Annotated in this window: 24 protein-coding genes; all 24 read right to left on the reverse strand. The window is 68.9% G+C overall.

What is annotated here, in order from left to right; all coding sequences use genetic code 11:
• Positions 1 to 38: 38 nt before the first annotated feature.
• Positions 39 to 386 (reverse strand): hypothetical protein, encoded by a 348-nt coding sequence (locus ACWD0F_RS23140; protein ID WP_449878606.1) that lies wholly within the window; start codon positions 384 to 386, stop codon positions 39 to 41.
• Entirely contained in the window at positions 387 to 1,001 is a 615-nt protein-coding gene (locus ACWD0F_RS23145) for a hypothetical protein (RefSeq protein ID WP_449878608.1), read from the reverse strand.
• Positions 1,001 to 2,026: a phage tail tube protein gene (locus ACWD0F_RS23150; RefSeq protein WP_449878610.1), complete on the reverse strand. Its 1,026-nt coding sequence runs from the start codon at positions 2,024 to 2,026 to the stop codon at positions 1,001 to 1,003. The genes ACWD0F_RS23145 and ACWD0F_RS23150 overlap by 1 nt, the downstream gene beginning before the upstream one ends.
• Before the next feature lie 2 nt (positions 2,027 to 2,028).
• A complete protein-coding gene (locus tag ACWD0F_RS23155; protein ID WP_449878612.1) occupies positions 2,029 to 2,241 on the reverse strand; it encodes a hypothetical protein in 213 nt (70 codons plus the stop codon).
• A gap of 11 nt (positions 2,242 to 2,252) precedes the next feature.
• Positions 2,253 to 2,717, reverse strand: coding sequence for a hypothetical protein (locus tag ACWD0F_RS23160; RefSeq protein WP_449878614.1), 465 nt, complete (start codon positions 2,715 to 2,717; stop codon positions 2,253 to 2,255).
• A complete protein-coding gene (locus tag ACWD0F_RS23165) occupies positions 2,717 to 3,523 on the reverse strand; it encodes a hypothetical protein (RefSeq protein ID WP_449878616.1) in 807 nt (268 codons plus the stop codon). The genes ACWD0F_RS23160 and ACWD0F_RS23165 overlap by 1 nt, the downstream gene beginning before the upstream one ends.
• Positions 3,520 to 4,098: a hypothetical protein gene (locus ACWD0F_RS23170; protein WP_449878618.1), complete on the reverse strand. Its 579-nt coding sequence runs from the start codon at positions 4,096 to 4,098 to the stop codon at positions 3,520 to 3,522. Before ACWD0F_RS23170 ends, ACWD0F_RS23165 begins: the two co-directional genes overlap by 4 nt.
• 130 nt (positions 4,099 to 4,228) lie before the next feature.
• Complete coding sequence (locus ACWD0F_RS23175) at positions 4,229 to 4,549, reverse strand: hypothetical protein (RefSeq protein WP_449878619.1); 321 nt, start codon at positions 4,547 to 4,549, stop codon at positions 4,229 to 4,231.
• Between the two features lie 3 nt (positions 4,550 to 4,552).
• Positions 4,553 to 5,020, reverse strand: coding sequence for a hypothetical protein (locus ACWD0F_RS23180; RefSeq protein WP_449878620.1), 468 nt, complete (start codon positions 5,018 to 5,020; stop codon positions 4,553 to 4,555).
• A gap of 12 nt (positions 5,021 to 5,032) precedes the next feature.
• Positions 5,033 to 5,734: a hypothetical protein gene (locus tag ACWD0F_RS23185; protein ID WP_449878622.1), complete on the reverse strand. Its 702-nt coding sequence runs from the start codon at positions 5,732 to 5,734 to the stop codon at positions 5,033 to 5,035.
• Positions 5,735 to 5,741: 7 nt separating this feature from the next.
• Positions 5,742 to 5,960: a hypothetical protein gene (locus ACWD0F_RS23190; RefSeq protein ID WP_449878624.1), complete on the reverse strand. Its 219-nt coding sequence runs from the start codon at positions 5,958 to 5,960 to the stop codon at positions 5,742 to 5,744.
• 223 nt (positions 5,961 to 6,183) lie between these two features.
• Positions 6,184 to 7,605 carry a phage major capsid protein gene (locus ACWD0F_RS23195; RefSeq protein ID WP_449878626.1) on the reverse strand — a complete coding sequence of 474 codons (1,422 nt, stop codon included), beginning with the start codon at positions 7,603 to 7,605 and terminating at the stop codon, positions 6,184 to 6,186.
• Positions 7,606 to 7,733: 128 nt separating this feature from the next.
• Positions 7,734 to 8,399 carry an HK97 family phage prohead protease gene (locus ACWD0F_RS23200; RefSeq protein WP_449878628.1) on the reverse strand — a complete coding sequence of 222 codons (666 nt, stop codon included), beginning with the start codon at positions 8,397 to 8,399 and terminating at the stop codon, positions 7,734 to 7,736.
• Positions 8,396 to 9,628 carry a phage portal protein gene (locus ACWD0F_RS23205; protein WP_449878630.1) on the reverse strand — a complete coding sequence of 411 codons (1,233 nt, stop codon included), beginning with the start codon at positions 9,626 to 9,628 and terminating at the stop codon, positions 8,396 to 8,398. The genes ACWD0F_RS23200 and ACWD0F_RS23205 overlap by 4 nt, the downstream gene beginning before the upstream one ends.
• Entirely contained in the window at positions 9,628 to 11,166 is a 1,539-nt protein-coding gene (locus ACWD0F_RS23210; protein ID WP_449878632.1) for a terminase large subunit domain-containing protein, read from the reverse strand. Before ACWD0F_RS23210 ends, ACWD0F_RS23205 begins: the two co-directional genes overlap by 1 nt.
• Positions 11,132 to 11,377 carry a hypothetical protein gene (locus tag ACWD0F_RS23215; protein ID WP_449878634.1) on the reverse strand — a complete coding sequence of 82 codons (246 nt, stop codon included), beginning with the start codon at positions 11,375 to 11,377 and terminating at the stop codon, positions 11,132 to 11,134. Before ACWD0F_RS23215 ends, ACWD0F_RS23210 begins: the two co-directional genes overlap by 35 nt.
• Before the next feature lie 610 nt (positions 11,378 to 11,987).
• Positions 11,988 to 12,770 (reverse strand): hypothetical protein, encoded by a 783-nt coding sequence (locus tag ACWD0F_RS23220; protein ID WP_449878635.1) that lies wholly within the window; start codon positions 12,768 to 12,770, stop codon positions 11,988 to 11,990.
• Between the two features lie 286 nt (positions 12,771 to 13,056).
• Positions 13,057 to 13,242 (reverse strand): hypothetical protein, encoded by a 186-nt coding sequence (locus ACWD0F_RS23225; protein WP_449878637.1) that lies wholly within the window; start codon positions 13,240 to 13,242, stop codon positions 13,057 to 13,059.
• The gene (locus tag ACWD0F_RS23230) at positions 13,239 to 14,003 is read right to left on the reverse strand and encodes a hypothetical protein (protein WP_449878639.1); all 765 of its coding nucleotides are present in this window, start codon (positions 14,001 to 14,003) and stop codon (positions 13,239 to 13,241) included. The genes ACWD0F_RS23225 and ACWD0F_RS23230 overlap by 4 nt, the downstream gene beginning before the upstream one ends.
• Before the next feature lie 76 nt (positions 14,004 to 14,079).
• On the reverse strand, positions 14,080 to 14,409 hold the full coding sequence (locus ACWD0F_RS23235; protein ID WP_449878641.1) for a hypothetical protein: 330 nt from the start codon (positions 14,407 to 14,409) through the stop codon (positions 14,080 to 14,082).
• Complete coding sequence (locus ACWD0F_RS23240) at positions 14,406 to 14,843, reverse strand: hypothetical protein (RefSeq protein WP_449878642.1); 438 nt, start codon at positions 14,841 to 14,843, stop codon at positions 14,406 to 14,408. The genes ACWD0F_RS23235 and ACWD0F_RS23240 overlap by 4 nt, the downstream gene beginning before the upstream one ends.
• Positions 14,840 to 15,079: a hypothetical protein gene (locus ACWD0F_RS23245; RefSeq protein ID WP_449878643.1), complete on the reverse strand. Its 240-nt coding sequence runs from the start codon at positions 15,077 to 15,079 to the stop codon at positions 14,840 to 14,842. Before ACWD0F_RS23245 ends, ACWD0F_RS23240 begins: the two co-directional genes overlap by 4 nt.
• Before the next feature lie 59 nt (positions 15,080 to 15,138).
• A complete protein-coding gene (locus ACWD0F_RS23250) occupies positions 15,139 to 16,968 on the reverse strand; it encodes an ATP-binding protein (RefSeq protein ID WP_449878645.1) in 1,830 nt (609 codons plus the stop codon).
• Positions 16,965 to 17,843: a bifunctional DNA primase/polymerase gene (locus ACWD0F_RS23255; RefSeq protein WP_449878647.1), complete on the reverse strand. Its 879-nt coding sequence runs from the start codon at positions 17,841 to 17,843 to the stop codon at positions 16,965 to 16,967. Before ACWD0F_RS23255 ends, ACWD0F_RS23250 begins: the two co-directional genes overlap by 4 nt.
• Between the last annotated feature and the right edge of the window lie 99 nt (positions 17,844 to 17,942).

Here is a 17,942-nt window from a genome sequence, read left to right on the forward strand (position 1 = left end):
GAAGTGGTAGGCGAGGGCGGTGAGGTAGCGGTTGCGCCTTACGTGCGGGTCTTCACCCCTCCGCGCTTTCGCGGAGGGGACTCGCCGTTTCCCTCCGCATCCGCAGCGGCCTGCCGCGCTTCCGCCTCCGTGTCCACGAAGTCGGCGATCGTCACCGCGACGCGGCCCTCGCACACGTCCTCGAACGTCACGTCCGCCTTGCCGCAGCGGTGCTTCACCAGCATCCAGCCGAGCGCGGCCAGCGCCTCCATGTCGAAGCTCTTGACCGCCTCCAGGAACTCCGGCAAGCGCATCCCGGTCGCCTTCTGCAGGGCCAGGCCCTCGTGCAGCGGCAGTTTCTCCAGGTCAACCTCGATGGTTTGACCGTCGTGCGTGAACTGAAGCATTCAGCTCTCCACTTTCTTCGCGATGTCGTCCATCGCCTTGAGGACATGAGCCCGTACGGCGGGCAGATGCTTGCGGATGGTGACCTCGAACCAGGGCTGACCCTTCTGCGTCACCCACGGCTCGTTACCGAAGGTGGGATGCCGCCAGCCCTTCGGGTTGTCCAGGTGCTTGGGCAGCGTGCGCTGGTCCTCCGGCATCTTGCTGGAGTCGACCTCGATGCGGACGCGAGCGCTCTTGCTGCCGGTCTTCACCGTCAGCCGCAGCGACCGCGCGACCGTGTCCCGCAGGCCAGCGCCCTTCCGTGCCCTGTTCTTCGCTCGCGTTTCCTTGTCGGCGAACTCGTCGCTGGCCATTTCGTCTTCAGAGGCCCGGTCGTGGATCGGGTCGAACGCCCGGCTGAACGCCTCTTGCTCGCGTCGCTTGCGGCCACCGCCGCGCGCCCCGGTCACCGGGATGCTCCGCACCGCCCGGCGGGTGTCGGCCAGCGCGGGCTTCGCCCCGGTCCTGATCGCCTTGAGCAGCTCCTTGCGCAGCTTCTTACCCTCCGGGCCGGCGTCTTTGAGCCGCTTGGCCAATCCGCCGAGCTGCTCGGCTCCGGTGATCCGGACGTCCATCACAGGGTTGTGTCGGTGGACACGATCTTGATCTGGATTGGGGCGTTGACGTCGTCGTCGTAGCCCTCGAACGAGGTGGTCATCTTCACGATGTCCGGGCCCTCGACTGTCGGCGCCGCCTCCTTGATCTTGCAGGCGGGCAGGATGAAGGAGATCTGGTAGTTGTTGCCGGACGCGATCAGCGATCCGGTCAACGTGAACTCCACCGCCACCGTGGTGTTGTTCTTCAGCAGGTCATACAGCTCAGTCCGGTTGAACTCCGCGCTCAGGCTGCCCGTGAGCGTCGGGAAGTCGTTTTCGAGCTGCTCGCGCTTCACACCCGTCTGACCGATGCCGTACCGCTCGGTAGCTAATGGGTTTTCGCCCTTGACGGACATCTCAGTGACGACCGTCGTCACCGTAGTGCCGCCCGAGACGCTCATCTCACCGGACGCGGTGCTCGCCGTGCCGCCCAGCTTGAGTACCGCCTGCTGGAAGGAGAACACCTCCGCGCCGGTCGGGAAGCTCGCGGTGGCCAGGGCGGTGGCGGTGGCCTCGTCCCAGCCGTCCATCTCCAGGGAGAGCACGAGCGTGCCGTCGGAGGAGAGCTTGAATTCCCAGCTCTTGACCTTGCACCCGGTGTAGGTGTGCGGGCGGACGGTGCCCGACGGTTCGGGCCTGCCCACCTGGATGGTCAGCCCCTTGCCGACCAGGCCGCCCGGCGTGTGGATCTGCTTGTACGCCGTCGTCGCCGCGATCTGCACCGGCACGCCCGCCGACCCGAGCGCGTGCGCCACCAGCAGGCCCGCGCCCTTCGTCGGCCATTCCATCTCGAAGCCGCCCTCGACGGTCTTCCTGGACTGGACCAGGCGGCTGGCGCGCTTGAACTTCCGGCCAGTCTTCAGCCCCGCAGGTTCGACGAACGACGGCTTCCACGCGAGGCTCTCGCTGTTGAACTCCACGAACTTCGTGACGGTCACCGGCGTGCCCACCGTGGATTCGGCGGCGAACCCGAGTTGCGCGTCGAGACCCGTTCCGGTTGCCATGATCAGTTACCCTTTCCGCTGGTCTTGGCTTCAGGGACCAGCTCCCACGTGGACTTGGGCCACGAGCGCGCCTCGTCGCCCTCGCCGACGATGTAGGCGTCATCGGTCTCTTCCGCCATGTCGCCGGCGGCGGTGACGCTCCCGGCCTCCACGAGGCGCCCGTCGGCCCGGCCGACTCGGCGGTCCTCGCCACTGATGTTCTTGAACCTGGCCACCGGCCACCTCTCTAGATGCGGGTCTGTACTGCGACTTGGAACGGGATGCGGCACTCCATGCCGGAGTTGCGCTGCGATTGCATGAGGGAGCCGGACGCGAACGCCACCACGGTCGGCGGCGGCAGCCCAAGCGACGGGTCCTCGCGGACCGCGTCCTCGACCGCCGCCAGGAGCTCGAACGCGCGCACGCGAACGGGCCGCACCTTCGTGCCACCGCGCCATACCGCTACGGCGCAGGTCAGGGTGAACGTCTCGCCCTTGGCTCGCTGCCCGATCGCGGCCCACGTCTGGGTGAACTCGACGGCCTGGCCCTCGCCGTCGGCTGCTCCGTCGTAGCCGACGTACACCGCTTCCTTGAGCGGGTCGTTCGTGACGAGCGGACCATCGATGACCTTCACGCCGGCCAGCGCCGGGGCCGCGGCGAGAAGGGCCATCAGGTTGTCGATGGCGGCAGGGACGCGGGACGTCGCGGTCATCAGGCGAACCCCGGATACTGGCGTCCGAGCAGTTCGAGCGCGCGGCGGGGAATCGAATACCCCATCCGGGGGTCCCACACCTCATCCGCGCCGCCGACGCGCACGCCGCTCATCTGGCCGCGCTGCGTCTCCCACATGTGTTGAAGGATGATCTTCCCTGCCAGGTCGGCGTTCGCCGGGATGCTCGTCCGGCCGGCCACGTAGGCCACCTGGAAGGGGCCGATCATCCGTCCGCCGTCCAATCGGCGGACGATGCCCGACTCCCCATCGAGGTGCAGTTCTGCGACGTTCTGGTCAACGCCTCCGGCGCCCACCGCCGTCACGGACGTGAGGGACAGTACGGGCGGGCGGGCCAGGACCAGCGCGTACCCGCCGACATGCTTCTCGACGTACGCGGCTCGCACCAGCGCGCCCACGTACCGCTCGCAGACCCCCGTCACAGCGCGGATGAAGCTCTGGAGTTCCTCGTCGTCGTCGTGGTCGTCCAGGTCGATGTTGAGGTGCTTCTTTGCTGCGGTCAGCGAGAAGACACCGGCCTCTGCCCACAGCGCGGCGACGTCGAACGGCTCTTCGTCGGCCCCGTCTGGGGCGACGGTCACCCACCGGGCGACGTGCCGCCCTGTCTGCGCCGAGGTGAAGTCGTGGTGGAACAGGCCGGTGCCGTCGTTGTCGGGCGTGATCGGTCCCGCTGTGCTCCCGTCGGGCAGCAGGATCGTCAGGGCGATCGAAGCCGGGCTCGTCAGTACGCCGGAAACCCGGACCTGAGTCGAAAGGCGCGCTGCCGCGCCGAACGCGTACGTGGTCATTCGTCACCTCCGATGCTCGCTGTAGGGGTGTCCGAGCTCGCCAGCCAGGCGTGCGCGCTGGAGGTTGTGGTCATGGTGGCGATCGGATGTGACGTGGAGGCCAGCACGGCGGCGCCGTCCACGACCGGCATCACGGTGAGGTCCATCCAGCCGGGCATCATCCGCCCGTGGAGCCGCAACGCCGGAACGCCGCGGCGGCCCTTGGCGACGCGCGGCGTGTACGCCGGAGGTGGGGGCGGGGCAGCGGGTGGCCAGGTCGGCTCGACCAGGGTCCCGCGTCGGACGACCGGCAGGGCCGCTCGGCGGCGGCCTGGACGGGGCGGCGGCGGCTGGGTGGCCGGGGTGAAGTCGAATCGGCCGCGCCGTCTCGGCAGGCCGCGCGCCGGCCGGCGGCGCCAGGGCGATCCGGGACTCGACTGAGTGGGCGGGCAGGGCGTGAACTTGCCCCTGACCGGTCGCAGCAGGGTCGGGCGCGAGGCGGCTACCGGCGACGGGATCCACGCCGACGGCGCCGGGGTGTCCACCCGCCACGCAGGGCTGAAGACCCGGCCCTGGCCGGTCGCGGCCAACCGCATGCGCGGCCGAAGTCGGACCAGGCGGGGCGGAAACGGCGGAGCTTGAGGGACGGGGGCGAGCCGGGGCGGCTCGAAGAACCCGCCTCGACGAGCCCGGGGGTTGCGCCAGCGCCGCGCCATTCAGCCCCCCTCAGTCGAGCACGTGCACGCCAGCGCAGTCCGACCACACGCTGTTGATGGTGAACTGGATGTCGGAGTCCGAGCTGGCGGCGGTGATCGCGGCGTTCTGGGCGACCGCCCACGCGAACATGTCCAGGACTTCGCCGCGCTCGCCGTATCCGGCGGCGGTGAGCACCCGGTTGGCCAGGACCTGCCGCTTTTGGTACGCCTCGACGGACAGCGCTTCCTGCGCTTCCCCGGCGACCAGCACGGCAGCCGTGACGGTCGCCATCCGCACCTTGGACCGGAACACCGGGTCTCCCGCCAGGGCGACCTGATCAGCGAACGCCACGCCTTACTCCTCCCACTCGACGGACAGCACGTACTTGTGCGAGGCCGGGAGCGCGTTGTCCCGGTTGATGAATGCCAGCCCGTTCGCGGTGCCGAGCGTGACCGACCACTCCTCCAGCAGCTCCCACGGCAGGTCCGCCGAGCTTTGCGTGTTGAACGGGATCCGCCACTGATCCGCTGCCGAGTTCGTCGGCGCCGCCGAGTAGGCGGTGTTCCAGACCGCACTGGACGCCGCGGTGTTCGGGTTCAGCTTGCCCGGCGTCATGCCCGCGGTGGGCGTCGTGCCGGCCGTGGTCACCCGGTTGATGCCGACGACCACCTGCTGCGAGGTGGGCACGCCCGCGCCCGCGACACAGCCGATCGTCACCCGGCGCAGCATGTAGCCGGCAGACGCAGACGCCATCAGCCAGGCGAATCCGGTGTCCACCGCGAGCGCGGCCGACGATTCGACCTGCGCGGCATATCGAGCCATTGATCATCCTTCCTAGAAGAATCCGCCGTACTGGTTGAGGCGAAGTGGCGCCCGCTCCGGGGCGCTTGCCGCCGCCTGGATCTCGACGGCGCCCAAGGCCCAGTTCATGTTGTTCGGCGTGCTCAGCCCGACCGCCGTCGCGCCCGGGGAGGCTACGGACTGGTGCCAGAAGTAGGCCACCGACGAGGCGCTGCCGGAGCCGTCGAACAGCCCGTCCTCGGTCACGTCCGCCGCCGACAGGTACACCCGGGTCGACGGGTTGCGGGCCTGCCAGTCGACGCACACCGCGCAGATGACGCTGCCGGGTGCGGTCGTCGTCAGCGACGAGCTCGGCGCCGATGGGCCCGAGTTGTTGTCCGGGCTGTTGAGCGCCGGCGTGGCCGCCAGTTGCGCCGCGCTCCACCGCCACACCGCGAAGTTGTGGCGGCTGGCCGGGCCCACGTGCGCCGAGCTGATCTGCATCGACCCGGGCGAGCCTGCGATGACCGCCGTGTAGAGCGAGCACCAGGGGCGAAAACCCCCGGGGCTGATCACCTTTTGCGGGGTGTAGGTCTGGCCGCCGCCGGTCGGGGCCGCCATCGTCGAGCTGGTGTCCCACGTGGTCGCCGCCGTCACGATCACATCCCCGTTCGAGGGCGTGAACGCGCTGGAGGTCAGCGTGTTGGTGTTGTCGCCGCCCGAGGGGATGTGCTGGAAGCCGAGAAGCGTGGGCATGGCTCTCTCACGTGGTGTCCTTGCGCGGCGAGCGTCGGCCACGAGGTGGCGTCGCACGCTCCGGGGCTGCGCCCGGGCGGGGAGCGTCGTCGGGCGGCGTGTAGCCGCGCAGCGAGAGCTGCTCGTCGACCTGGGCGACCCGGTCGGCCATGTCGCGCAGGACATAGCCGTCCCGCTCGCGCAGGAGGGCGGCGATCATCGGGTCTTCGGTCTGCGGTTCGTTCATGGGTTCCTCTCTCGCCAGCCGGTTCGCTCGGCAGTCCGGGTTCCAGCAGGGGCGCTGACAGGCGCACCGGTACAGGCCGCTCCCCGCCTTGTCGCCGTCGTCGCACCAGTCGCAACCGGAAGGCTCCACAGGGGCGCACTGCACACAGGACATAGGGGGTGCCCCTCCGTTGCGTAAAGGGCGCTGGGGGCCCGCCGCGAGTCGGGCCCCCAGCACGAGCGGGTTAGGCGCCGGTGAAGGTCGGGGTGATCAGGCCGGTGCCGCCGATCTTGCGGACGTGCGGCTGCCGCTGGAAGGTGAAGGCGTAGTAGCCGTACACGACCAGCAGGACGCCCAAGTTCGCGGCCTTGGGCTGCTCGGCGCGGATGTACACGGGGGCGTCCGGGTCTTCCCACAGGTGGCATTCCTGCCGGTCCACCAGGTAGATCTCGTCCTCGTTCGTGCCTGCGCCGGCGTTCACCGCGATGTTGTTGTCGACGATGACGGGCGTGCCGTTGGGCAGGATGCCTCGCACCCCCCGGCCGTACGCTTCGGCGTAGTTCGTGCCGAGCGTCTGCGCCACCACACCCGGCTGAGTGATCAGCGGGTAGGAGGTGCCCATCGCGTTCTGCATCCAGTACCAGCGGCGCGAATGCATGACGGCCAGGTTGTCGCCGGACGCCTGGTCCAGCAGGGCCCCCTCGACGCCGGCCAGGCCCTCGATCACCTTCGGGTACAGCTCGGCGGTGGTCGGCGAGGCGTCGGTGTAGGCGACGGCGGTGGCGACCGCCGACAGCCCGACCGTGGCGACGTTGAGCATGGTGGTGTCCAGGCGAGAGCCGTAGGCACGGAACAGGTCGTCGAGGATGACGTCCTCCACGCCCTGCCCGCGCTCGATCGACTGCCGGGACGCGGTCTGCTGACCGGCGGCGGTGCGCACGGGGATCGACAGTGCGGTGTCGTCCATGTCCTGCTCGGCGACAGCCGCGTTCTCCGCCGACTGGTTGTCGACGCTCGACCCGGTCGTGATCCGCGAGATTTCCACCGTCATGCCCTGCGCGGGCAGGACGTGCCGGCGGCAGGCGTCGGCGAACGGGCGGTTGGCCCGAGCCAGCGGCGCGTACATGTCGGTCAAGTACTGCGGGATCACCAAGCCGCCGAACGCGCCGGTGCCGACCGCGCGCATCTGGTCGCCGCGCTCGGTGCGCTCCTCCTGCATGTGCCGGGCCAGCCGGTCACGCGCCTCGTAGTCGCCCAGGAACGCCGCGGCGACGTCGCGCTGGAACGCCCCGCCGCGCTGGTCCAGGTCGGGCCGGTAGGTGCGCTCTTCGGCGCCGACCCGTCCGACCCGGTCGTAGGCGGGCGCCCGGACACCGGTCGGGGTGACCCGCTGGGAGAGGGCGGCGATCTCGTCCTCGCGGGCCTGCTCGGCTTCGAGGCTTTCGAGGGCGGTCTGGCGGCGGGTGACCTCGGTGTCGGCGGCGTCGCGGGTGGCGACCCGGGCCGCTACTGCCTCCTCGGTCAGGTCCGAGTCGGAGCGCAGCGCGACCAGCGCGTCCTGCTCCTGCTGGCGGGCGGTGATCGCGGTGTTCAGCGCCTCTCGCGCCTGCGCGATCAGATCAGCGAGCGTCATGTGCTCGATCTCCTTGTTCGTGATGGGATTCATGACGCCCCGGTCCAGGTCGGACGGCCATCCGAGGCGGTGCGCCGGACGGGCTCGTGCGCGCAGAGCGCAGGGCAAGACCCGCCGCGAGGGCGGGAAGTCGAAGGGGTAGGGACAGGATGTCCCCGGGCTCAGCGGGCGAGGGCGATTTCCAGCAGCGCGCGTGCCCGGTTCGACGGTGCGGCGGGCGCACGAAGCGCCGCCTCGGTCGCCGGGTTGGCGCCGTAGCCGACGATCGCCACGTCGCCGCGGTGGATGTCGTAGCGGCTGATCCGGTACTCGGTGTAGTCCGGCGACCATTGGCCAGCGGTGATGCGGAACGCGAACGACATCTCATCGACGAGGCCCGCCCTCAGCTTGGGCGCGATGTAGGCCACGTCATAGTCAGCCGGGTCGAGGCTGGGCGCTCGCACGGACAGGCCGTTGTCGTCCTCCGCAAGCTCCAGAGTCCCGGTCGTGGTCCGGGCCAGCCTGCGAAGCTGGTCGTGCCCCAGCACCAAAGGCACATCCAGGTCTGTCCGTGCGAGCGAGTCCGCGCCGGCCCCGGCGGACACGATCTCCGTGTACGGGCCGTAGTAGTCCCACATCTCATAACCGCGCTCGTACACCGTGGCGTACCCGGCGAACTCCATCAGGGAGCCGTCACCGGCCGCGCGCAGTTCGATCGATGCCGACACCCGGGCGACCGCGCGCGAGGCGGCATGCTCGGCGCAGCGCCGCTGCGAGGGCCGGTCGGCGCGCTGCCGCACATGCTGGCCACGAGCCGCCGCTGCGGCGGCGCGAGACGTTGCGGTCATGGTGTCGCTCCCGTGGCGGTGGTGGGTTGCGTGCGAGGGACGCCGAACAGCCGGTCGAACTCGGCGAGCTGGCCCGGCGTGAACGGCGGCAGGTCCTCCAGCTCTCGCGCCTCGGACGGGGCGAGAGTACGCGCGTCGATACGCGTCTGGATGGTGCGAGCGCGAGCCTCGGGGTCCATCGCGAGCAGCGCGGACCTGTTCAGCTTCACGTACCGAGGGCCGGGCACCAGGCCACGGGTGATCGCGTCCTCGCGCCTGGACACGGCCGGCCCGAGATGCAGCGTCAGGAACTGCAGGTTCCGCTGCGTGATGCTGGCGTAGGTGATGTGACCGGTCGACACGATGGCGTCGATCAGGTCGGACGGGCAGCCGAAGAACCTCGCGATGTCGGTCAGCCCGAACTGGCGGGCCTCGATGAACGACGTTTGCTGCGCCACGGCCTGGATGGGTTTGTACTCCCAGTCCTTGCCGTGGACGAACAGGTCGCCCGTGGCAATGGCCGCCTTGAAGCGCTCTTTGGCGATCTTCGCTTCTTCGCCGTTGATCTCCACGGCGGTGTTCCTCAGCTCAGCCAGCGGGATCGCGCCGCCGCCGAACCAGTCGCGGGCGAACTGCTGCGCGTTCAGCGACTCCTGGATGGACCAGGCCGCGTAAGCCACCGGGGAGAGCCCCAGCGGCAGGCCGGCGACCGTGTACTGACGCTCATGCCAGATCTCCCACGGCTCGTACTTCTTCCCGGCGATGCGGACCTCGGTGATCTCGGAGCCCTTCGCGCGGACCGTCACATCCGAGAGCGCCACCAGGTCGATCCGGGCAGGCAGGCCGCGACCGTCAGGGCCAGGCACGCCGGAGCGCTCGGAGATGACGCCGAACACATTCCCGGCCCGGTCCAGGTCCACCTGGGAGCTGTAGAGCCACTCCTGCATGCCCACGCGCTGCCCGCCTGGGCTGACCAGCACCGGCGGCTTCGCAACTTCGACCTGGACGCCGGCGATGCGGCGGTAGTAGTCGACCGGCATCGTGGAGACGAGGTCGGCGCGGAGCCGCAGGCACGCCCACACCGCGCTGTGCCGCAACGCCGACTCGTTGTTGACCGCGACACCGTTGCCGGTCCGCAGGCCGCGTTGAGCGGCGAGCAGCTCTTCAGGGGAGGTGATCTGCGCCTCGCGCGCGAACACGCCCCGCAGTCTCGACCAGACGCCCATCACCCTCCCCTCGTGAACCCTCATCAGCCGAATGTCGCGGCCACGTCGTAGTCGCCTTCCACCAGCGGGCCCCAGACCAGCAGCGCCCACCGTGCCAGCGTCGCCGCGTAGAACGGCGACACGTCCGTCAGCGACTTGCGCCGGTCCAGCGACCACGCATCCCCGGAGGGGCGCGTACGTGCCCCGTTGACAGCCGCGGTGAGCTCCGGCTGGTCGCTGTGCACCGCCGTACCCTGCTTGATCGCGTCCGCCATCTGGCCGCACGCCTCGACGATGTCGTTCGTCCGCAGGATGGCCAGATCGCCGCGCTGGGGACGCTCTTTGTCCTCGGGCACCTTCACACCGGCCGCAGTCAAGTCGTCGATCAGGGACCCGGCCGGCGACCCCGTCGAGGCGATGGCGACCACCACCGGCTTCCACAGCTTCCGAAGCTGCACGACGGCGGGCACCACCCAGTCGGTCCCCGATCGGCGATCCACCAGCTCAAGGTGCACCCGCCCGTCGCCCCGCACAGAGGCGATCGATATGGACGACCACTCCCTGTCGTGCGAGACGTCGACCGCGAACGCCACGCTGGCGCCCGGCTTCGACTTCGCGTCGGCCACGGTCCGCCACGCCTTCACCGGGATGTTCGGGTCCGGCGGCGGCACCTGCTTGCGGGTGCGGTTCAGGTAGGCCCGGTCGAACTCCGCCGGGTCGAGCTTCTCCAGTTCCGCGCGGACCGTGTCCTCGCTGACGGTGAAGCCCAGCGCCGGCAGGCACAGGCGCCATGTCGCCGGGGCGTCACGTGGCAGCTCGTCAGGCGCGAACCACTCAAAATAGGCGATGCGGCGCCGGATCCCGAGCCGCCACAGCTCCATGATGAGCTCGCGGCCATTCTCGCGCTTCTTGTTGAGCCACAGGCTCTTTTCCGTGCCGCCCGCGCTCGCCCACCAGAGCTGCGCCTTGTCGCGGGTCAGCATCGCCGGGGAGAACGCCTGCTCCAGCCGGTCATCCTCGTGCGCGAACGCCTCATCGATCACGCCCAGGTCCAAGGGGGGTCCGTGACCGGCTTTCTCCGTGTTCGCGGTGATGCCGAGCTTGGATCGGGTCTTGGACCAGATGATGGCCTCGTTGCCGTTGCTCTTCCGGGTTCTGTACTTCCCGGCGAGGGAGGAGTCGTCCAGCGTGGCCAGGAACTCGTCCTCCCAGCGCTGCCGCGCCATGCCGCGCGTCTGCGCCGCGTAGACGACGTTCTGCCGTGTCCAGGCGGCCACCCGGTGCACCATCAGCCCGAGGATCTGCTGCGTCTTGCCCTGCTGGCGCGGCACCGACAGCCCGACCTCGCGGTGCACGAACAGGCCCGTCGCCGGGTCGATCTCCAGACCGACGTCGAGCACGTACTTCTGCCACGGCATCGGCGGATAGCCGAGCCGCTCCATGACCTTCCACGCCTTCGGGCCCAGGCTCGGGTACTCCGGCCGCCGCGGCGTACCCCACAGCGGCGGACAGGCCAGGCCGTACAACTCCAGGCACTGCTCAGCGAACTCACTCGGGGGTGTCCAGGTCTCCGAGGTCGTCATCGTCCTCCTCGGGCACCCGTGCCGCCAGCAACTGCGCGAGCGTCGCGCGAAGCTCCCGGCTCAGTTGCGGCAGGAGCTTTCCGTCCTCACCTCCGCCGGCGTCGACCTGCTCAGCGAGCTTGTAGGCCATCTCAGACAGCGACGGCTCCACGCCCACGAGGTCGCCGAGCTCCTCGACGTCGTCACGGACGGCCTTCTCGACCGGTCCCACACCCACCTCCACAAGATCATCCGCTTGGAGATCGCTCCGGGGGGAGAAAAAAAGGGAGCGATGTCAAGGGGTCACCCAGCCCTCTGGTTAAAAGTCTCTGACCTGCGGAAACGTCGCCGACGCTCTGACCTGCGGTTATGTCTGCGGTCCTGCGTACCAATCACGTGATGTGCTGGTCTTGGGCTTGGCCAGTGGCCGGTTGCCGCGCTCTGTGTTGCACAGGCGCAGGCAGACGGGGCAGGGTGCGTTGGCTCCGTGCGCTGGGCGCATCGTGTGCGGGTCGATGGGCTGGTCTGCGTCGAGGCTGATGGGGACCAGGTGGTCAGCCTCGCCTGCTCCGTTGTGTCCGCACAGGTGGCAGATGTCCCCGTAGATCTCGAACATCCGCTTGCGTGCGGTGCGGTAGGGGCGGCCCACTCTGTGCCTGCTGCGCACCATGAGCGAGCACCCCCAAGCTGACCGGGCGGACGGCGGCGTGCAGTCCTGACCATCCGCCCGGAGTCGTTGGGGTGGACATGCGAAAGGCCCCAGCTCGGGGGATCTGGGGCCTTTCGACGACTCTTGCGACGCTATCCGGTAACAGCATGTCACCTGTTTGTTGTAGCCGCAACTAGACGGCTTGCTTGGCCGGAACCATGAGCTTGGCGATGTCGCCGAGCCGGTACAGGTTGCGGCCCTGTTCATCCACGGAGGCCGGGAACAGCTTGTCCCTGGCCGCCCATGTCCGAATCAGGTCGGCGCGGATCGGGCCGATGAGGGTGGACAACGCGAACGCCGCCTCGGGCGGGGCCATGTGCATGTCGGCCATGGACGCGAGCATGGAGCTGCGGCGGGCTGACACGTTGTAGGACACGGGCTCGCCCTTGGGTCCGAGGCAGACGCGGCACGCTGCGTCTCTGGCGCTTTGGCTTGCGTACAGCGAGCCGCCGCAGGTTCCGCAGGTTCCGGCGAACACACGCTCGCTTGGCCTGTCGATCGCGCGGCGGACATCTCTCACGGCATCTCTGATCTCGACTACGGCGTCTGCGCCGGCCTGGTGGTGGCGGAGCCATTCGACGTGCCCGAGCATCCACCTGCTCATGGTCGGCAACCCGTCGAGCGGTGCGGGCACGCCACGCTGGTCGGCGATGAGCGCGCACCAGGAGGCGAGCACGGCTTTGAGTGCGCGGCCCCGGGCGTCGGCTCCGAGGTTGAGCGGCAGCGGCTCGTCCGCGCTGCGTCCGCCGCCCGCGTTGCCGAAGACCATGCGGGCCTGCCCGTACGCCGTGACGTCGAGTTCGTGGTCCAGTTCTGGGATGGCGGCGAGGTCGAGGCGCAGGCCGTGGGCGCAGCGTGAGCAGACGTTGGCCAGGTCCGCGACTTCGGCGGAGCACAGTTCGCAGGTGACGATCATCGGTCGGTCCCCCGGTCGTGGAGATGATGCAGGTCGGCCAGGTTCACCACATGGTGAACCTGGCCGGTCGTTCTGTACGTCCAGCTTTGGCGCACGGACAAGATGTCCGTGCGCGAGGGTCAAGCTGACACTTGCGATCTTCAGGGCGACGGTTGCAATCCGGCCGACTGCCCTTCGTCTGGGAGGTCTGTGACTGGGGACCTCAGTGCGGAATCCGAGTGCGGAATTCTGCCCCGGCAGAGGGTCACCGTGACCCTCTGCCAGGTGAGCCCGTCACCGTGACGGCTCAGATCAGGCGGTAGTCCGGCATGGTGGTTCCGTCGCAGAGGATGCACGACTGCAGGCCGCCGGGCAGCAGGCGCTTGAAGATGGGGAAGCCGCTCATCTCGAACGTGCGGCCCTGCTCGGCGCACAGCCGGCACGGCTCGATGTGGGGTCCGGGGTCCGGCTTCCGGAACGGGAGGACGGTCATTCGTCGTCCTCCTGCTCGTCCAGCGGGATGTTGGGGCCGCGGCGAGCCTTCTCGCGCGCCTCCTTCTCAGTGAGGGGCGTGCGCCAGATGTCGCGGGCGGTCATCGGGGTGCCGTCGTCGTGGAGGGCGGGGTTGCCGTCCGAGCGGTAGACGGGGACGTCGCTCAGGACGCCCTCGCCCATGAACTTCTGCATGCCGATCCGCATGATGTCCGATGTGTTGTCCATGAAGACCTTGCCCCATGGGGAGTCGAGAATGAACACCATGAGGCGGTCGACGGAGATGAGCCACTCGCCGTAATCGACGTGGCGGCCTGCTTTGGCGTCCGGTTTGACCTCGGGGTTGTCTGTGACGCACCAGAGTTCGAGGTCGAGGTAGTCGCGCAGGCACTCCCAGCCGAAGCGCCCGTCGCCGCGTTCCTCGTCGAGTCCGCGCTGGTCCTCCAGTGCGTACAGGTACTGCTGGCGGACCCACTTGGTCGCCTCCCAGATGGGCACTCCGAGCTCGGCGCCGAGCTCGGACAGCAGCATGTAGCGCTCCTCTGCGCTCACGAAGTGGATGGCGGCTGATCCGAATCCGAACAGGTCGATCATGAGGCCGGGCGGGGCGGGCTCGATTGGGGTGTGTGCGTGGAACTTCTCCAGCGCTTTGACGGCCTTGGCGGTCTGCTCTTCGGGGCCGTAGTCGCAGAGGTTCTCGTCGTTGCGGGCGACTATGCCGGCGGCGAAGTCGCGGAACGTTGTGGTGATCGGGGTGGTCATCCTGACCCTCTCGGTTGTCGTGGGAAGGTTGGGGGGTGCCCGCCCCTGCTAGACCCAGGGGCGGGCGTTGTGCTGTTCACGGGGTGATGGTCGTCTCGGCCATGGCGTAGATGAGGTCGGTCGCCTCGTTGGAGATGGCGGTCTTGTCCTGGTCGGCTTTGACCATGACGGTCGTGCACATCGCGGAGATGCGGAGTCCAGTGCGGGCGGCCAGGGCGCGGGCGGCCGGCTCGATGAGGTCGCGCCACCCGGGTCCGGTGAGGACGATCTCGTCGCCGTCGGCTTCGGCGCTGCCGTTGGGGTCGCACGCGCTGGTGTGCATGATCGTGATGGCGACGTGCGGGCAGTCGCACACGGAGGCGATGACCAGCCACCCAGGCGCGAGGTCCTTGACGAGGGCCGTCATGTGGTCGCCTCCTCGTCCTTGGTGAAGATGAGTCCGCCGCCGGGGCGGGCCTGGCAGGTGAATCCCTGCCTCGCCATCTGGTCGACCTGCTGGCGCGCGGCGGCCACTTCGGCGAAGTACTCCTCCGACAGGGGCTCCAGCCGGGCGGCCTCCGCTGCGAGGGCCGTGAACCAGCGCTCGAAGGACCACGAGTCGTTCATGGCCTCCGTGAAGAACCCGAACGTGTAGCAGGAGAACCACACGTAGCCGGTGGGGTCGGTCTGGCCGGCGAAGGAGGCGAGTCGCGGGTCGTCGGTGCGGATCCGGTCGGCGATCCGCTTGGCCTGCTGGGTGATGTAGTTGCCGAGCGGGACATTCGGCGGGAGGACGGTCTCGGAGAAGCCTCCTCCGAGGTCGAGCAGGGAATCGGTCAGTGAGGCCGGTGTGGGGGTCATGCGGACTCCATCTCGGTGAACGGGTTGGTGGTGAGGTACTCGATCACCGACCGGTCGGTGATCGCGGGCGGTTCGAGCTGGGCGCGAGCGCGCAGGACGACCTGTTGCTCGATGAGGTGGTCCAGGTGGTGACCCGGGCCGCCGTTCTTCCAACAGGTCGGGCAAGAGTGCTCGCGGGGCTGGCCAGGCATGTCGTCGTACTTGGGGCCGAAGTGCGGGATCTGGTTCGCGCTCAAGAGGATCAGTTCTCCTCGGGTCCCGATCGCTTAGCGATCGCTTCTGCGATTGGACGGTTCTAGGCGGCGCTGGTCTGGCAGACCGGGCACCAGCGGTTGCCCCCTTCGCCGAAGCGATGGCAGGGCTCGCCGCAGCGGGCGCAGGTGCCGTTTTCGGCGACGACAGTAGAGAGAAGGCGCATTTCAGCACCCGGAGCACCCGGAGCACCCGAAAGGCCCTGTTCTTGCTGGTCAAGGCGGGTTTGGCCTCCGGGTGCTGTGGAATTCACAGCACCCGGTCCAGCACCCGGAGCACCCGGAGCGGGTGCTTGCGGGTGCTGTGCGGGTGCTGTCCGGGTGCTGTGGGCATCGCTAGCACCCGGACGTTCCTGCTGGTGGGAGCCGCCTCCGGGTGCTGTGGGCGCTCCGGGTGCTCCGTTGCGCCTACTCTCTGATGCCTTCAGCTTGTAGAGGCGCGATCGGTTGCCGTCCGGCTGCCTCTGGCTATCGTCAACGTCGATGCCGATCGTGCGGAGCGCGGGCGCATGCCGCTTGATCTGACCGGCCGCGCGGGTGGAGTCCTTCGGCCACTTGCGAGGTAGCTTCTCCGGCGTCTTGACGGCGTCGAGGATCTGCTGCGCCGTCAGGTTGACCACGCCCCCGGCTGCCGCGTCAACCAGCGCCACGACCGCCTGAGTGAACGGCTCGCCTTCGAGGATGTCCGACACGGCGTTGCGGGCACTGGCCGTGTACGACCGGAACGTGTGCCAGCCGTTGACCTGATCAACTGCGGCGAGGATGCGCGCGAAGTCCGCCATCCTGGGGCGCTGCGCGAGAACGACGTCCGGCAGCACCTTCAATACGTGCGCCAGCAGGTCGAACAGCGACGCGAGGATGGCAGCGTGAGAGTCGGCGTACGCCTTGTCCAACTCGGCTTCCTCGCGCCGCTCACTGTCGAGAATCAGGTTCAACTCGACCACCAGGAGCCGCTCGGCGAGGTCGCCCGCGAGGGCTCCGGCGTCGATGGTGGTTATCGCGAGCACTCGCCGGAACTCCAGCACCACGACGTCATCGTCGGAGTACAGCGCCCGGTCGACCATGCCGTCGCCGGTGACCGCGCGACACAGGGCGTCGCTCAGCCAGTCCGGGATAATGGACACGTTGTCCAGGCACAGCGCCCATGAGTTGAAGGCTTGGACCGCCCACCCCTTGAGGTCTCGGGGCGCAGTCCGCTTGGGAGCGCCGGACGGGTCGATGATCCCGATGACCATCTGTGCGGCCTTGGACTTTCCGGTGCCCTGCTCGCCACGGAAGGTCAGGATCGGATGCGGGAGATCGGGGATGAACGTCGAGATCAGCCAGGCGACCAGCAGGCGAAAGCCTTCCGTCGTGGTGTTGAGCATGCCCTGCAGCCTGCCGAGCCCGTCCCCGTCTCGGATCGGAACGGGAAGCGGCTTCATGGCCCCTGATCGACGGAACAGGACAGGTGAGCGCGACTCGCGCGTCCATCCCTCCGGCCCGATGATGACGCAGGCGCCGTCCGAAGTGCCCAGGTCCACCACGATCCGCCCATCGAACCTGGCGACGCGGAGATGCGGCACGCGCGGTTCAGCGTTGGCGGCGATGCCCTCCAGGACCGTCATGCAGTCGGCCAGCGCCGACTGTGATGGCACGTTCCCGCTGTGGTCCTCGGTGTAGATACGCGCGAGCTGCGAGCGTAGGCCCGCCTTGCCGCGCAACGGCAGCGCGATGTTCGGCCCCTTCTGCTTCACCGCGTACGGGCGACCGTCCTCGCTCATGAACAGGTCGAAACGCTCCTTCGCTAACATCACGAGCTGGGATGCCTGCGATGGTCCCCTTTCGTTCTTGCCGACTCCGGCTTCCTTGACGATGTCGTCGGCCTCGCTCACCAACGCCCCCCAGCGTTACGTGCCGCGCTGTCGAGGGTTGCTTCGGCGGCGCCGTCGCTGATGCCCTTACGTCGTGCGGCTTCCAGTAGTGCGGTGCGTCCAGCAGTCGCCTCGAAAAGGCCGCGGTTCGCGTGTTCGTACATCCGGCAGGCAGCCCAGAACAGGCGGCTGTTCCGGTCTCCCTTGGTGTTCGGTGTGGGCACAGTCGCGTCGAGGACGGTCTGAACCAGGCTGGTCAGCACGCGGTATGGCTTGCCGCCTCCCTTGACCGGGACGGCGCGGCGGTCCGTACGCACTGCGGGTTGGGGCCGTGCCTGGAGTGCCCCAACGAGCCAGGCCGGCGCGGGCAGGATTGGCGCGCTCGGGTCGACGGGCTGGTAGATGATCCCGGTCTCGTGGACGCTGCCGGGGCCGATGACGTACCCGCCGAGTCCGCGTGAGCCGCGCACGTCGATGCCGAGACCCTTGAGCGCGCCGACGCCGTTGCCGAGCTCGACGCCCTCGGGAGGGCGCCAATACCAGTGGGTGCCCTTGGCGGTTGCGACCGCGAAGGTGGGCGCTATCTCCTGACCTGCGTTCGTGGCGTAGGCGGTGAAGGCTCCCGGTTCGTCCTCGTCGACCACCAGCAGGTTGTTCGTCTTGCACGGGATGGCCACGTTGCGGAGTCCGCGCGAGAACATCGTCCGCAACCTGGCGGGGTCGCGGGTGGCGTCGCGGGACCACTTGCCGCACGGGTGTTTACCCCTGCTGCCGTCGCAGGGTGCGTCGGGGTGGTGGGCCCCGACGCACTCCGCGTTGCCGGGGTGGTCGGCGGCGAACAGGGCGAAGTTGTGCGTCTTCCACAGCCAGTGGACCCAGGCGATCGTGCTGTCCATCAGGCTGCCTCCTCTGTCTGCTGGCCGCGATACCGCCGAGCGATCTTGACCCAGACCTTGCGGCCACATCCCGCCCGGCGCGGACCGTCTTGGAACTCA

It is taken from the genome of Nonomuraea sp. NPDC002799 (assembly GCF_053592075.1).